Annotated in this window: 17 protein-coding genes; 3 read left to right on the forward strand and 14 right to left on the reverse strand. The window is 39.7% G+C overall.

Annotated features, from left to right (window positions below):
- Positions 1 to 157: 157 nt before the first annotated feature.
- The 6 genes from IEV91_RS06625 to IEV91_RS06650 all read right to left on the reverse strand — a co-directional run bounded on the left by IEV91_RS06625 (position 158) and on the right by IEV91_RS06650 (position 5927).
- Positions 158 to 1153, reverse strand: a complete 996-nt coding sequence (locus tag IEV91_RS06625) for a YpdA family putative bacillithiol disulfide reductase (RefSeq protein WP_188496633.1) — start codon at positions 1151 to 1153, stop codon at positions 158 to 160.
- Between the two features lie 299 nt (positions 1154 to 1452).
- The gene (locus IEV91_RS06630) at positions 1453 to 2733 is read right to left on the reverse strand and encodes a Glu/Leu/Phe/Val family dehydrogenase (protein WP_188496634.1); all 1281 of its coding nucleotides are present in this window, start codon (positions 2731 to 2733) and stop codon (positions 1453 to 1455) included.
- 361 nt (positions 2734 to 3094) lie between these two features.
- Positions 3095 to 3682 carry a genetic competence negative regulator gene (locus IEV91_RS06635; RefSeq protein ID WP_188496635.1) on the reverse strand — a complete coding sequence of 196 codons (588 nt, stop codon included), beginning with the start codon at positions 3680 to 3682 and terminating at the stop codon, positions 3095 to 3097.
- Between the two features lie 325 nt (positions 3683 to 4007).
- Positions 4008 to 4790 carry a metallophosphoesterase gene (locus IEV91_RS06640; RefSeq protein ID WP_188496636.1) on the reverse strand — a complete coding sequence of 261 codons (783 nt, stop codon included), beginning with the start codon at positions 4788 to 4790 and terminating at the stop codon, positions 4008 to 4010.
- A gap of 22 nt (positions 4791 to 4812) precedes the next feature.
- On the reverse strand, positions 4813 to 5190 hold the full coding sequence (locus tag IEV91_RS06645) for a hypothetical protein (protein ID WP_188496637.1): 378 nt from the start codon (positions 5188 to 5190) through the stop codon (positions 4813 to 4815).
- 104 nt (positions 5191 to 5294) lie between these two features.
- Complete coding sequence (locus IEV91_RS06650; RefSeq protein ID WP_188496638.1) at positions 5295 to 5927, reverse strand: CBS domain-containing protein; 633 nt, start codon at positions 5925 to 5927, stop codon at positions 5295 to 5297.
- Between the two features lie 152 nt (positions 5928 to 6079).
- Here IEV91_RS06650 and IEV91_RS06655 point away from each other — a divergent pair, with 152 nt between their 5' ends.
- The 3 genes from IEV91_RS06655 to IEV91_RS06665 are packed head-to-tail and all read left to right on the forward strand — an operon-like array spanning position 6080 to position 7190.
- The gene (locus IEV91_RS06655; protein WP_188496639.1) at positions 6080 to 6301 is read left to right on the forward strand and encodes a spore coat associated protein CotJA; all 222 of its coding nucleotides are present in this window, start codon (positions 6080 to 6082) and stop codon (positions 6299 to 6301) included.
- A gap of 15 nt (positions 6302 to 6316) precedes the next feature.
- The gene (locus IEV91_RS06660) at positions 6317 to 6583 is read left to right on the forward strand and encodes a spore coat protein CotJB (RefSeq protein WP_188496640.1); all 267 of its coding nucleotides are present in this window, start codon (positions 6317 to 6319) and stop codon (positions 6581 to 6583) included.
- Positions 6584 to 6620: 37 nt separating this feature from the next.
- On the forward strand, positions 6621 to 7190 hold the full coding sequence (locus tag IEV91_RS06665) for a manganese catalase family protein (RefSeq protein WP_188496641.1): 570 nt from the start codon (positions 6621 to 6623) through the stop codon (positions 7188 to 7190).
- A gap of 44 nt (positions 7191 to 7234) precedes the next feature.
- On the opposite strand, the gene IEV91_RS06670 is transcribed toward IEV91_RS06665, so the two are convergent.
- From IEV91_RS06670 to ccsB, 8 genes are all read right to left on the reverse strand, one after another.
- Positions 7235 to 7687 (reverse strand): DUF2663 family protein, encoded by a 453-nt coding sequence (locus IEV91_RS06670; RefSeq protein ID WP_188496642.1) that lies wholly within the window; start codon positions 7685 to 7687, stop codon positions 7235 to 7237.
- A gap of 69 nt (positions 7688 to 7756) precedes the next feature.
- Positions 7757 to 8104 (reverse strand): hypothetical protein, encoded by a 348-nt coding sequence (locus IEV91_RS06675; protein WP_188496643.1) that lies wholly within the window; start codon positions 8102 to 8104, stop codon positions 7757 to 7759.
- Between the two features lie 14 nt (positions 8105 to 8118).
- Positions 8119 to 8700, reverse strand: a complete 582-nt coding sequence (locus IEV91_RS06680; RefSeq protein ID WP_188496644.1) for a CPBP family intramembrane glutamic endopeptidase — start codon at positions 8698 to 8700, stop codon at positions 8119 to 8121.
- Positions 8684 to 10195 (reverse strand): RecQ family ATP-dependent DNA helicase, encoded by a 1512-nt coding sequence (locus IEV91_RS06685; RefSeq protein ID WP_188496645.1) that lies wholly within the window; start codon positions 10193 to 10195, stop codon positions 8684 to 8686. The genes IEV91_RS06680 and IEV91_RS06685 overlap by 17 nt, the downstream gene beginning before the upstream one ends.
- 2 nt (positions 10196 to 10197) lie before the next feature.
- On the reverse strand, positions 10198 to 11247 hold the full coding sequence (locus tag IEV91_RS06690) for a YpbB family protein (RefSeq protein WP_188496646.1): 1050 nt from the start codon (positions 11245 to 11247) through the stop codon (positions 10198 to 10200).
- Between the two features lie 499 nt (positions 11248 to 11746).
- Complete coding sequence (locus IEV91_RS06695) at positions 11747 to 13549, reverse strand: ATP-binding protein (RefSeq protein WP_188496647.1); 1803 nt, start codon at positions 13547 to 13549, stop codon at positions 11747 to 11749.
- A complete protein-coding gene (locus tag IEV91_RS06700) occupies positions 13546 to 14265 on the reverse strand; it encodes a response regulator transcription factor (protein ID WP_188496648.1) in 720 nt (239 codons plus the stop codon). Before IEV91_RS06700 ends, IEV91_RS06695 begins: the two co-directional genes overlap by 4 nt.
- A gap of 155 nt (positions 14266 to 14420) precedes the next feature.
- A complete protein-coding gene (gene ccsB, locus IEV91_RS06705; protein ID WP_188496680.1) occupies positions 14421 to 15620 on the reverse strand; it encodes a c-type cytochrome biogenesis protein CcsB in 1200 nt (399 codons plus the stop codon).
- Between the last annotated feature and the right edge of the window lie 2 nt (positions 15621 to 15622).

The following is a 15622-nucleotide window of genomic DNA, read 5'->3' on the forward strand; positions in this document are numbered from 1 at the left end:
TTTCATCAAGAATGTTTCAGTTCATTCATTCTTATTTTTCAAGGCTTTTTTGACAAAGTGGATCACAGTGCTTGATGTTTACACTATCTTATCATTTTAAATCCGCTGTGAATACAAAAAATCCTATAAATTTTTCTTGATAACCCTTCACTTAAAATTATTGTAGTTCTCGTCTCTTTGTAATGGCTTGAGTTATGGCATCGCCATGAAACCGACCATTTTCAATAAAAATTTCATTCGCGTCATTTCCCGCCGCAATCACCCCTGCGATAAAGATGCCTGGAACATTCGTTTCCATCGTTTCAGGATTAAATATAGGCCGACCACTTTCCTTTTCCACCTTGACTCCCATTGATTGCAGAAAAGAGTGATCAGGATGATAACCCGTCATAGCAAAGACATAGTCATTCTTAAGGCTGTATTCCTTACCTTCATGATGATAGACGACAGCCTCTGGAAGAATTTCTTTAACTTCAGCTTCGAAAATCATATTAACATAACCATGTCTTACAAGTGATTGAAACTCAGGAAGGATCCACGGCTTTACACTCGACGAATAATCAGAACCCCTATAGATTACAGTGACCCGTGCACCCGCATGGTGAAGCTCCATTGCCGCATCTACAGCCGAATTCTTTCCGCCTATAACAACGACATCACAATCAAAATAAGGGTGAGCTTCCTTGAAATAATGAAACACTTTTGGCAATGTTTCGCCCGGAATGTCCATATAATTAGGATGATCATAGTAACCCGTAGATACAACGACATCCTTTGCTTGATATACACGAGCCTCTTCTCCCCTGAAAACCGTATGAACTTCAAAAGAACCATCTTTAGCCTTTTCCACTTTAACCACTTCTTCAAAAGCATTGACATTGATTTTTTTCCTTTTCACAACGTCACGGTAATAAGCAAGGGCTTGATTTCTCTTTGGTTTTCGATCTTCAATAACAAAGGGCATGTCACCAATTTCCAGCTTATTACTCGTACTAAAAAACTGTTGATGTGTTGGATAATTATACAACGCTTGTACGATATTTCCCTTTTCAATGATAAGCGGATTAAACCCTGCTTCTTGCAACCGAATCGCTGCTGACAAACCACAAGGGCCAGCACCAATAATAATAATATCCCTTATCCTTTTATCCATTCGATGTCATCTCCCCATAAAAAAGCGCAAAAGTAAAATTAATCAAAATTCATTCATAAGCTCTGCTTTCTTCAGCATCAAATGAATAATCATCAAATAAAAACAGGGCTATACGGATAATAACCCGTTATCCCTTTTATATAATTGTGGCCATACTTATCTTGGGTTACATGTATTACCCTCTTCACATAAAATAGGTCCTTTAAGTAATAAAAAACCTCTCCTAAAAATCATAGGAGAAGTTTCAATAATTTGCAACACATAATATGGACATTTCATCCACATTTAATAGCGAAACATTAAATCCAACCACGGAAGCGGGAAGCCTCAGCCATTTTCCGAACACCAACCATATAAGCCGCTAACCGCATATTTACTTTACGATTCTTTGAAGTATTGTAGACATTATTAAAGGAATTAATGAGTACTTTTTCTAACCGCTCATCCACTTCCTTCTCCGTCCAATAAAAGCCTTGATTATTCTGCACCCATTCAAAGTAAGAGACCGTAACCCCACCGGAGCTGGCAAGAACATCAGGAACGAGTAAAATGCCTCTGTCCGTTAAAATCTTAGTCGCTCTAAGCGTAGTCGGACCGTTTGCTGCTTCAACAACAATTTGCGCCTTAATATTATGAGCATTTTGTTCTGTAATTTGGTTTTCAATAGCTGCCGGAACAAGAATATCACAATCGAGTTCAAGAAGCTCTTTATTTGAAATCGTATTTTTAAAAAGTTTTGTCACTGTCCCAAAGCTATCACGGCGATCAAGAAGGTAATCAATATCAAGCCCCTCTGGATCATAAAGGGCACCGTAAGCATCGGAAATTCCGATGATTTTCGCACCTTCATCATGCATAAACTTGGCCAAAAAGCTGCCTGCATTCCCAAAGCCTTGAACAACAACGCGTGCCCCCTCTAATGGGATGCCTTGTTTCTTGGCTGCTTCACGAATACAAATCGTGACACCTTTGGCAGTCGCCGATTCTCGTCCATGAGATCCACCTAAAACAAGCGGTTTACCGGTAATAAAACCCGGGGAATCAAATTCACGAATACGGCTGTATTCATCCATCATCCAAGCCATAATTTGTGAGTTGGTAAAGACATCTGGTGCAGGAATGTCCTTTGTTGGTCCAACAATTTGACTAATGGCTCGAACATACCCTCGACTTAATCTTTCAAGTTCACGGAAAGACATATTACGGGGATCACATATTATTCCGCCTTTCCCACCACCATAAGGCAAATCAACGATACCAGCCTTTAAACTCATCCATATTGACAACGCTTTCACTTCGGTATCAGTCACCTCAGGATGAAAACGTACCCCACCTTTCGTAGGTCCCACTGAATCATTATGCTGAGCACGGTAGCCGGTGAAAATTTTAGTTGATCCATCATCCATTCTAACAGGAATACGAACCGTCATCATTCTCATTGGCTCTTTCAAGAGTTCATACACTTCATCAGGATAGCCTAATTTATCCAAAGCTTCCTTTATAACGGTTTGAGTTGATTCCAGTACATCAAGTTTTTCAGCTTCTACATTTTGGTTTCCAGTTCCATTCTGAGCTACCATTTTTGACCTCCCATAACACTTGCCATAAGCAACTATAAGTCACCCTTATGTTATGATCTTTATTCTTTTAAATTTTTTATGACATGGATTTTTAATTACTCATTTACTATAGAGAAAACATGAGCATTTTTCAATGATTTAAACTAAATTTCTTATTTGAAATTTATATTCTTTATTTTCCAGAACCCTTTGCTTATTTTAATCATGTTTACCATGCATTATTAATATAATAAAAAACAGAGGACACTCCATCTTCTTAAGAAAGTTTAAGCATTAAGGACCCTATTCAAAAGTTCGCCACATTATCGTCTTTTTCCCAATATAAAGAACCTCACCTTTTATGCTAAGGGAGGCTTTATATTTAGAAATATCGCTTTATATGTTCAATCGCCTTTTCACTCATTATAGCGTTTCCGTACTCCATTAAACGATATTGTGTGACAGTAGAAGGATTTCCGAACTCCGCTAAAAGAGCAATAAATGTATCTAAATCAATGGTGATTTCATTTTCTTCAAAGAATAGGTAATAACTGCCATCAAAGTGGAAGAGAGCACCTTCTTTTACTCCTAAAGGGGAAAGACGATGAGACAATGCAATAACGTCTTCGAAATCATTAAACGTATAGATGATTTCATTACTCTCGTCTAATGTGACTTGCATCTCAATAAATTCGTCATCACCCTCTTCGTCATCAATAAAATCAGGATCGAATCGCTTAGACACAATCACAACCATTCCTTGAGCAGGTAAAGAAAAAACTTCTACCTCAATTGGTCCGTCAGCTTGAAAGCCTAATTCATCATCTGCTTCCATGATCATGTCACGAAACAAATTTTGGACTTTCGGCAGGTTGGTCCACATATCTTCTTTAGTAATCCCACGTTCTTGAAGATCATCAAACGTCAAAAATATTTTTATCTTGTCACTATTCAAGCGCTCCAACCGCATATAAGGTCCTCCTTACCATGACACAATTCTTTTTATACCTTATGCTAGATCTTTCTATTGTGTTCATAATAACTACTTGTTCGTAGTATACAATTGCCACAGTTAAAGGACAAGCGTTTTATACTAAAGTTAAGAAACACAAAGAACAGAATTCTGTTTTTAAAGACGCATTTGATTTCTAATAAAGTTTTCGGGGTAAATTAAAATGCACTTCAAAAGCTTATTCTGCTCGTATTTTTCCTTCACCCTTTTAAGAGCCTGGCTCAACAACGACATCCGGTAATAGTCAATGCATTCTCCATGACGCTTTGTCATTTCGACTATTTTAGTGCTGAATGTCACTTGGATGTAGTCGGATAAATAAAGCATCCGGCGGTGCTCCTAAACGCAATGGGTAGGACGTTGTCCCATAGCCCGCACTAATAATAAGGGTACCAAATGGCTTGGTCCACACGCCTGCTTTTTCACGAATGCCCCAGCCAAACACTCGAATTTGACCTCCATGGGTATGACCACTTATCACTAAAGGGATATGGTCTTCCACCTTAATCTTTTCAACAATATTAGGATTGTGACTAATTAGCACCCGCGTTCCAGGGAGTGTCTCTTCCAAAGCCTCATCAAGACGGTCAAGCTCATTTGTTGAGTCACAAACTCCAATAAGATTTAGAAATAAGCCAGCTTTTTTATATGTGTATACCGAATTATTAAGTAGTTTAACCCCATTGTCGATTAATATTTGTTCAAAGGAATAGCGATCGACATAAAGATCATGATTTCCCCAAACAAACAATATCGGAACATTAAAGCGACGGAGTTTTTGCACATTTTCACGCACTCGTGAAAACGGAACGCCTTCTTCTGTAAGATCCCCACCAATAATGACGATATCTGGACTAAGTGTTTGTGGAAGCATGTCATCAGAGATCCTCCGACGATGAACATCCGAAATAAAATAGATTGAAAAACCATCGAATTCCTTTGGGAGTGTCTTTACGTCAATATCCTTCGTTAAAATGATATTTAAACGGGCTTCTCTTAACATATAAATCAGGAAGGAAAAAACTATTGAGATCACAATACAGACTGTAATAATAAGGATAATCAAAAAATGTCCTCCCACAGCTTGTTTAGGATACTTCCCTCTGTATCTTATCAAAGGAAAGCCCGAAATGAATAGCAGTTAATATAAGGAGTACAGCGGCAACCCATATAGAACAGGAAAATAAATAACCCCATCCTAACACTAAGACGATGGCATCAACGACTAAAAAGATGCGCTGTCCATGGCCTCTTTCTCGCTTTTGATTGAACACATGAATGCATCTTATCTGCATCACATTGGAAAGAATAATAAAACAAGCTAAGAAAAAAATAGCTCCTTCTAAAAACGTTAAGGGCTCTAAAATCAAGTCCCCAATTTTGGCTGAATCACCCATCATTGAAAATACTTTAGTCGCTTCATAGCCGCATAAAATACCTACCATATACCCTATCAGTATTCTCAAAAATACCCCCTCCCATAACCAAAGTATGAAAAAGGGCAAAGAGGTGTTACCTTTGATAAAAGAGCTTAAATATTGAACATACAGCGGTAAATCCAAACGATGGGTTACGTTCGTTTAATATCAAGAACTTTAAAACCGTTTTTTTCAAGTTTTTGAATATATTTTTGTGTATCCTCATTATCCACGACTTTCATCACAATACGACGAACAAGCTTGTCCGAATCATCAAAAGTAGTTAATGAGATAATATTTTGATGAAATTGTCTAGTGATCTCTGACAGACGAAGAATCCTACCTTCGGTTTCCACGGATGAAAATACAATTCTTAATCCTTTTTTGTTCATGCCAAACACGCTTTGAAATTGATCCAATACCTCATAACGGGTCACGATACCAAGAAATCGCTTGGCATCATCTACTACTGCCACAATCGGCACATTTTTCATTTTTATGACGGTTTCTTCAAATCCATCATTCTCATTGACTGTATTTTCTTGAGCCGTGGCGATCTCACCAACGGTCGTTGTATCCATAAACACTTGTTTCTCTTTATTCGAATGAAAAGCCGCCTCAAAAATCGTATTCTTAGTGACTAAACCCTTATAGGTATCTCCCTTTATCACAGGCATGCCATCAATCTCATGCTGTTCAAGAAGTTCCAGAGCTTCCTTCACAAACACCTGGTCTTCTACAAAATACGTTTTGTGCTTAGGTATCATCACGCTTTTGACAAACATAGTCGTTCCTCCTCTTTTACTTCTTCATACCATTCTACATTTTCGTAGGATTTTCCTTCTTTTTGATTATAACCGATATTTACGGAAGGGAATATGCCAAGCTTTTTGTACATATAAAAAGTTAATGAGTGTGAAATGAGGGGAGGAGAACTATGGATACGTCATTTAGAAAAAGCTTCGAGCCCTTTATCAGCCGGTTCGACCCGTGTAAACCGATACCAGTCAAGTATTATGAAACACCGCCACAGCTTTATCTCGGCTTTCAACCCGAAGGTTTAGAACAGTTTTCACCTGCTGAAGCTTTAAAACACGGGACCCTTTGGCCGGCTCTGTATGCACCCTATTCTAATCCTTATCGGCACGATGGGAAATAAAAGGAGGGACGCGCATTGGCTAATAAACCCTTACCGGATGACTATTATCAACGCTTAGAGGAAATTCAAAAGATTGATTTTACACTTGTTGAGCTTAACCTATATCTCGATACCCATCCTCAAGATCTAGAGGCCATTAAGCAATATAATACATTCACTAAGAAAGCTAAAGAACTCCGACAAATGTTTGAAGAAAGATACGGACCGATGATTCACTTTGGACATAGTTACAGCACCCATCCTTGGGCATGGATAGAATCACCTTGGCCCTGGCAGGTTTAATTTTTTCAAAGAATTCTCAAGTAAAGGGGTGTCATTCATGTGGCTTTATGAAAAAAAATTGCAGTATCCCGTCAGAGTCAGTGTTTGTAATCCACGACTTGCAAAGTTTTTAATTGAACAGTACGGGGGTGCCGATGGTGAATTGTCTGCAGCTCTCCGTTACTTGAATCAACGCTATACCATTCCTGACAAGGTCATTGGTCTACTTACTGATATCGGAACAGAGGAATTTGCCCATCTTGAAATGATTGCAACGATGGTGTATAAATTAACAAAAGATGCGACTCCTGAAGAGATGAAGCAAGCGGGACTGGGTGATCACTACGCCAATCATGACGGCGCTTTGTTCTATCATGATGCCGCCGGAAACAACTGGACAGCATCCTATATCCAAGCAAAAGGCGATCCCATCGCTGATCTCTATGAGGATATTGCTGCTGAGGAAAAGGCACGGGCCACCTACCAATGGTTGATTAATATGTCGGATGATCCTTTCTTAAATGAATCCTTAAGTTTTCTAAGGGAGAGAGAAATTGTTCACTCACAGCGGTTCAGAGAAGCCGTTGAACTTATTAAGGACTCGAATACAGGTAAAAAAATCTTTTAGATGGAGATACAGATGCCTTTTCTTAGGCATCTTTTTGTTATTTTTTATTTATGATATAAATTAATATCATAATCTTGCTTTAACGTATGATAAGCCTGCACTACTGAATCCTTATCATATGTATGCGACCAAAGTTCTTGAGATCGTTCTATAATTTCAATCCTTAGTTTCTCATACTCTTTATCGACTTCTTCATATTTTTTACTTGCAAACCGCCATAAGGTAAATACGCCTAAAAAGGCCACGAGAATGCGGGTGAAAAACGTGTTTTGAAGCATATTGGCAATGGAAATCGTCTCTTCGGCTTGAGTTCCCTGTCCATCAAACAAAGTATAAAGAGCGACTGCACAAAGAATCAATACCATTAAAGATAAGCTATATAGAATTTTTTTATAATTGTCTTTTTTTCGCTTTCTTTCCTTGACTTTATTTAACAAATAATAAGTGTGTTCAGATATTTCTCCGTTTCTGTACATTTGATCAATATAATCGACCATTCGCCTTCCTCCTCATTTTATTTTTATGATAAAGGAAGACACTTTAGGACAGTCTCTTAACAGAGAATTTTAAGAGGTTGTCACATAAAATAATAGTCCAGCTAACATTAACAAAAACAGCCATAAAATAAGATTAGCGAAAATCAAGCCCCCATTCCGCCTAGGACTCTCAGAAGCTGCTGCCTGCTCATCCGCTAACTCAGGCTCCACCTTTTCCTCCTCTTCAATACTTTTCTTTTTCTCCTGATTCATGGCCTTATCTTCAAGGCGCTCGTGAAAAACGCTATCTTGCTTGAGCACCTGTAAGTCCTCAATTTTTTCCGTTTGGCGTTGTTTCTTTTTCGAGTGTCTCTGTCTCCGCGGAGGAAGGTTAACAGTGGAAGTTGAAGTTAATGAAGGCTCTTGTTTGTCATCCATATTACTGCCCCCTTTTAGTCTAACGACGCATCGTTTATTTCTTTTTTCATGAGTACACCAAGGAAGACATCAATTACATAATGACAGGCGATCGATGGCCAAAGGCTGCCTGTGTAATGATATAGCCACCCAAGATAAAGCCCTAATCCAAAAACGATAATGAACATCAACGGTTTACGCAAATAACGAAAATGCAATAAAGTAAAGACAATGGTCGCTGGCCACAAGCCAAAGACACTTTGAATCACACCTCGAAAGAGCAATTCTTCAACACCTGCTACAATAAGCATAGCTAGAAAAATATGCGGCATTGACATCGCCTCAAAGATCCGACGATTGATGCCTCCATCATCCAACCAATGTTTAGGCAAAAGCTTGTCTAATAGCAGCTCTAATAAAGCAACAATGACACCACTCAACAATCCTAAGAAGACAACCTCTTTGAAATTAAACGTTAATTTGTTGTTTAATGTGAAGGTATGTCGGAAGATAAAATACAAAATGGCGAACACAATAAAGAGACAGCCTTGTGACATATAAAAACTTTTGATAATCGCTGTATTTGGGATAGCTTCAAGATCAACTTTTTTCGGCATTGACACCACGACCTACTTTCTCACTCAATAACATCTCTAAGCGACTAAGCCAGGAAGCATTCGCTTGAGATTCGTTCCTCTGGGTTGTTGTAACAGAGCCTGTGAAATAAGGTTGTAGATGGACTTGACAATGATCACAGCACTCATGGACTTCATGGTTCAAATACTCACCAAACAACCGGAGTAAACCTTCGCGTCTACATCCACTGGCCTGTAGCCATTGAAGAAACTTTTTGTGCTCATTCAGCTTAATCCTCTTTCTTTCCGTAATGAGCTCCTGCAATTTTTGCATGATAGTCTTCTTCTCTTCATTGTCCCCGAACGTTTGTAGTTGTTCTTTAAGAAAACGCGCGGCTGATTCTGAACAGCCTTTTTCAATAGCCAGTTGCACAACGTCTCTCTCTCTCTTAAAGGTATACTCGTCAATCACTGCTGAGAGTTGTGCTTCAGTTGGGAATTCCTTTTCTATAAAAAACATTGGAAAGGCGTGATCTTCCGGGGTGTAGAGTAATAGAGCAATACTTGGCAAACCATCTCGTCCAGCACGACCAATCTCCTGTAGATAGGCATTAAGATGCTTAGGGTAATGAAAATGAATGACATAGCGGACATTCGGTTTGTTAATGCCCATCCCAAAAGCATTGGTACAGCACACAATATCAAGCTCATCATTCAAAAACTGCATTTGTATTAACCGTCGCTCATTCCCCGACATTCCCCCGTGATAAAAGGCCACTCGCAAAGGTGTTTGCTCTTGCAATAGTGTAGTCGCTGTCTCAGTCCATTCACGTGAAGAAAAATAGATGATCCCTGGCCCTTTCAATTTTAAGGCAAGTTCAACCATACGTTCTTGTTTTTGTAAAGTTCCCTGAAACTCTTCAACGCATAGGGAAATGTTGGGCCGATCAACGGAATAGACATGCTGGACGCCCTTTTCCATACCTAATTTTTCAATAATATCAGCTCTCACTTGTGGATCAGCTGTAGCCGTGAGCGCCAAACAAGGGGGATGTCCTAAATATTGTCTAATATTCTTAAGCTTGAGATAATCAGGTCGAAATTCATAGCCCCACTGGGAGACACAATGCGCTTCATCCACTGTAAATAAACCCACGCCACGATTTCTTAGTTTTTGTTGAACAATGTGCGACTGTAACATTTCAGGAGATAATAGAAGAAATTTTATTTGTTCAAGGTGATCGAGTACCTCATACCATTCTTCCTTTGATAGAAAACTATTAAGAGCAGCAACCCTCGTTTCACCATGCATTCTGATGTTTTGCACTTGGTCATCCATCAATGATAAAAGAGGCGACACAATTACCACCAATCCCTCTCTACAATAACCTGCCAATAGGTAGCATATAGATTTACCACTCCCTGTAGGTAACATAGCAAAAACATCATGACCTTTAATGACATCTTCAATGACTTCCTTTTGACCCGGGCGAAAGCTTGTATACCCAAAACGTTCATTTAATAATGCCGTTAGCATACTTAAGAGCTCCCTTCTTTCGTCAAAACCAGGCGGATCTGAAAATAATCCACATCGTTGCCAAGCGCCTCTTTTATAACCGATAGTCGCCGAGAGGGAATCTTTTTTAGTGCCCCAGAAATGGCTTGTCTTGCCTCTTCAGTGACAAACGGTTGCAACGGAAAATAGCGATCATGAAAGGCGATTTCGACAATATGATCTTGAATCGTCGTTTCCTTTAAACCACGATATTGAGCTATCTTGGTAAGACTGTACCCTTTATCTAAAAGTTGCTTCGTCTTAGATGTACTTTGAGTCAATGTGGTCCCTTGTAACGCTGGAAGCAATTTTTTTAGTAAGGTAAACATCGCGGGCTGATCAGAGACCTTTTGATAAATTTTATGTAGTCCAGAATAAAAAAGTAAATAAAGCTCAGATTCTTCTATCGCAAACCTTGCCATTAATTGCGCCATTGTTAGGCCTGTTACCCCATTCCCAGACAATTTATAAGTCAGCAAGTCCGCTTCAATCGCAGGTAATGTCTCAAATAATGTTTTCAACTCCAGAAATAAATTGTCACTCAATTCATTTCTATCAAGAGCTATTTTCCGAAAAAACCGCTTGAGCCACCGCAATGTGACGGTATCATTAATAATAGGAATAAAGCGTTTTTCATGTTTAATGAGATGAGAAAGCGTTTGAACAAGTAAAGACAAACGCATCCAAAAGCATTCTGCCCTCTCTCCAGAAAACCAACCATCAAGTCCATTAGGAAGGGTATACCGATCATTCATCGCCTCTATGGCCAGTTCCCCTTTATGTGATAATCGAACAGCCTTTGATCCCTCCCCATTGATATACCCACACTTTTGAAGCTCTGATATACTTGCTTCGAATGATTGGCGGTCAAGTGTGGGATACACATTAAAAAACGGGTGAACTTGATATAAAAAACCATCTTGTATAGTCTGGGCTGTGCGCTTTCCTTTTAAAAGATGATAGATCGCAAATATAGAGCGTTCACCTTTAAATTTGTCGAGTAAATATAAATAGAGAAACTCTGTATAATTCAAGAATGTTCACCTCTTGCGCTCTTTCTCTTATTCTATCAAAATTCGACATAAAAAGATCGCTTTTTAAACCATAAAAATGGCATTGGGACAGAAGTCTTTAACTCAAAGGTGAAATTCTAAACTATTCAAACACAACTAGGACAGTTTTCCTCGAAGGACGATCGGCTAAAAGCGTCACGTCCGTGTGGCACCGCCGAAGCGAGCACCTCACCCCCCCAAAAAGTAAAGAACACTTTTCGGGGACCCCGATTCCCCCCCCAAAAAGTAAAGAACACTTTTCGGGGACCCCGATGGTGCATCGAACGCGGACCCTACCCACATCAAAAAATCGTAAAAACACGATTTTTCTGAGAGGATGATTCTCTTAGCAGCTTTCCTTAGTCGTGTGGTCATGAGGAAAGCGAGTGACCTGGAGTGGCGATCAACACTATAAACGTTCAACTAATAAATTCTGATCATATAAAAAAGGTAGAGAAATTTAATATCTCCACCTTTTTCATCACGATGCCTTATTGGGAAGGATAAAAGTAAACGTCGTCCCTTTCCCTTTTTTACTTTGTACAAAAATTTTACCTTGATGGGCCTCTACGATATTCTTAGCAATGGCGAGGCCGAGTCCTGTCCCTGATTTCCCTCGGGTTCTTGCTTTGTCAGCCTTATAAAAGCGTTCAAAAACAAAAGGAAGGTCTTCCTCATCAATGCCCGTTCCTGTATCGGTGACACTCACTCGTAAATCTTTTGCGTATTCTTCGACACGAACAGTGACTTTCCCGCCACTTTCGGTATGTCTAATGGCGTTGTCAATCAGATTCGTGAGCACCTGTTCAATCCGATCAGGATCCACAAAGATCTGTCTCTGTGGATCAGAAGGGCCTTCGAAACGCAACGAAATATTTTGATCTTTGGCTAAAGTAAAGAATTTACGGGTAATTCTTGTAAAGAAATCACCAATACTCACCATGGTTTGATTCAGTTGGAAATGTCCCGCCTCAAGCCGGGCAAGGTCCAACAGTTCATTGACCAAACGGCCCATACGTTTAGACTCATCATAGATGATTTTGGCCACTTCACGTTTTTCATCCTCACTGCTCACCACATCATCCACTATGGCCTCACTGTAACCTTGTAGCATGGAAATCGGTGTCCTTAATTCATGACTGACATTGGCAATAAACCCTTGACGAAGTTCATCAAGACGCCTTTCCTCAGTCATATCTCTCAACACCGCAACTGCGCCTCTCACAATTTTCTGATCATAGAGCGGGGTCATGAGCAGCACCCAAGTTCTTCCTTGATAGCTTACCTCCGCTGTCTGCTCTTTTACTTCGGTTACAACTTGATAGAATAACTCGCGAATTGAAGGCGGCACTTCCGTTAAGTCGCGGGCGACTGGGACTCTTTCCTCCTCTTGATGTGTCTCGTACCACCAAGAATGTAATAATCGCTTCGCCGGAGGATTGGAAATTAACAGCTTGCCTTCTTTATCAAAAGTCATTACACCGTCAGCCATACTACTTAATATACCTGAGAGTTGTTCTTTTTCTTGATTTAAGGCCGTCAGATTCGCTTGAAGTTGACTAGCCATTTTATTAAAGGCCACGCCAAGTTCACCAATCTCATCACGGGTTATCACAGGCACATTTCTATCAAAACTGCCCTTAGCTATTTCTTGAGCGGCCTTTTTCATATCACGCAAAGGAGCAGCAATCCGGGTTGAAAGAAAAAAGGCAAAGATAGTCGTTAAAATAATCCCAATGCCAGCACTTATATAAATGATTTTCTTAGCATAATCATTGCTTTGGTTCACTAATTTTAGAGATTCATACACAAAAACTGCCCCATATTGACCGTTGCTAAGCTTCAAAGGAACAGCAGCCACAACGACACGTTCGTGATGGTCATCACCGCTTATTTTTAAATCCATTTGCTTTTTAATTTTATTATGATCCACAAGTACCTGATGCAGATCAGGATCCTTTTGAATCATATCCTCTGTTAATACAGGAAGATTGTTACTGTTCGGCGATATCCAATGACTGTACTTTCCTCCAATGATAACCACTCTGGCCGAGTTCGCATCAATGATTTCGGATGCTGTCTTATACACATTATCAGAGTCTGGATCCTCTTGGACAAGGGTGGCTACTTTATCCGCCATTCGCCCCATTTGATCTTCAACTTGTCCTACATGAAAATTCTCAAAAGATTGGAGAAGGAGTATTGTTAACAAAAGCAATACAACGGTAACAAGGAGAAGTATTGTCCCCCAAATTTTCCCAACAACACTCCGCCAAAGTCTCAATCGTTACTCACCTCAAATTTGTAACCAATCCCCCATACCGTCACGATGAGATTAGCGGCTTGATCTGAAACACGGTTCAGTTTTTCACGAAGTCGCTTTACATGGGTATCCACTGTTCTGAGATCACCAAAAAATTCATAATTCCATACATCCCTTAAAAGTTCTTCCCTTGAGTAAACTTTATCAGGCGCTTGCGCTAAATAGTAAAGCAGTTCGTATTCTTTCGGTGTTAAGCTCACTTCTTTATTATCTACAGTTACTCTATGTGCATCGTGATCAATGGTCAGATGCGGGAAAACGAGAACATTTTTTGCTGTAGTATCTGTCTCTAAAAACTTGGTAGAAGAAGCTCTTCGCAACAGGGCCTTGACTCGAAGGACCACCTCACGAGGGCTAAAAGGTTTAACGATATAATCATCCGTTCCCACTTCGAAACCTTGGACGCGGTTAGCTTCCTCACCCTTTGCTGTCAGCATAATCACTGGCGTTGCTTTTTGCTCTCGTAGACGTTCACACACTTCAACGCCATCTATTCCAGGCAACATAAGATCCAGCAGTATTAAATCATAATCCTTCTCAAGAGCCATGGCTAAGGCATCTTCTCCGTTTTCGGCTTCCTCAATGGCATAGCCTTCTCGCTCTAAATACATCCGGATAAGACGGCGAATTCTATCCTCATCATCTACAATTAATATCGTTGCATTCTCCTCAGACATGGAGATCCTCCTCAATATTACAAGTATAAATATTCGTTAATAATCGCATTGTAACATATTTAAATTATATTAGGCTTTGTTCTTCTTACATTTTACCATTATAGACCTTTTTTTAAAAAAACACCTTCATTCAGCATGAAGGTGTTTGATCTTTGTTAGGCATAAGAGTGAAGCCCCGCGATAACAAGGTTAACAAATATGAGGTTGAACATAATAATTACAAAACCGATCACGGACAACCAGGCAGATTTTTCACCTTCCCAACCACGTGATAATCTAAAATGCAAATAGGCAGCATAAAAGAAGAAAGTAATCAATGCCCACACTTCTTTGGGATCCCAGCCCCAAAACCTTGACCAAGCCTGCTGAGCCCAAATCGCGGCAAAAACGAGCCCTCCTAAAGTAAAAACAGGAAAGCCAATTGCGACCGCTCGATAACTGATTTCATCCATGAGTGGCGGATTAACATTCCTTAGGGCTTTATTTAATGCATAACCAATCCGCCGCCCACCTAACACTAAACGTATCAATCCATATATAATTAATCCACTAATAAAAGACCAGATGACCGTATTAAACTTTTTCGGAGCTTCAACACCATTCATCCAAGAAGGGGCTTCAAATAAGGGACCAAATCCTGCACTGATTTTTTCTCCGTCATGTGGCCCCGCAATGGCTGGCATTTTGTATTCAAGCGTCGCCTCAGAGCCTTTTTCGTTGACCCATTTAAACTTCTCACTATAATCAGCGGCTTGGAATATCCCAGAAATGACAGCAAAGCCTAAAGCGCAAACCAAGAAGATCATAACAGCTTCAAGCCAAAATGTTCGCTTACTCCTTTTTGTCTGATCGATGACACGAATTAAATAAACCAGACCCGCAACAAAGCTCAACATCAATATCCCTTCACCAAGAGAGACTGTCGTCACATGGATCATGAGCCATGAACTTTGTAACGCTGGAATTAAGGGTTCCACATCTCTCGGAAACACACTCGCATAGGCAATCACAATCACGGCAATTGGGAGGGCAATCATCCCAATACTATTGTTTCGGTAAATAAGATAGATAATGATAAAGCCTAGAATCATCATGACACTAAGAAATGTCGTATACTCAAACATATCGCTTATCGGAAAATGCCCATCAGCACTCCATCTTGTGAAAATGTAACCCACTTGAGCTAAAAAACCAAGAATAGCGATGAAGAAGGCAAAATTCCCTATTCGTGATCCTGTGGATGCCTTCTTTTTACTTTTGAACTTTTTACCTGTGACACTTACAGTAAATAGGATTGTCCCAAATAAATAAAGAATAAAAGCAGTCAACAATAACGCACTGCTGATCTGTACCATAC

The organism is Pullulanibacillus pueri (assembly GCF_014639255.1).
GTDB lineage: Bacteria > Bacillota > Bacilli > Bacillales > Sporolactobacillaceae > Pullulanibacillus > Pullulanibacillus pueri.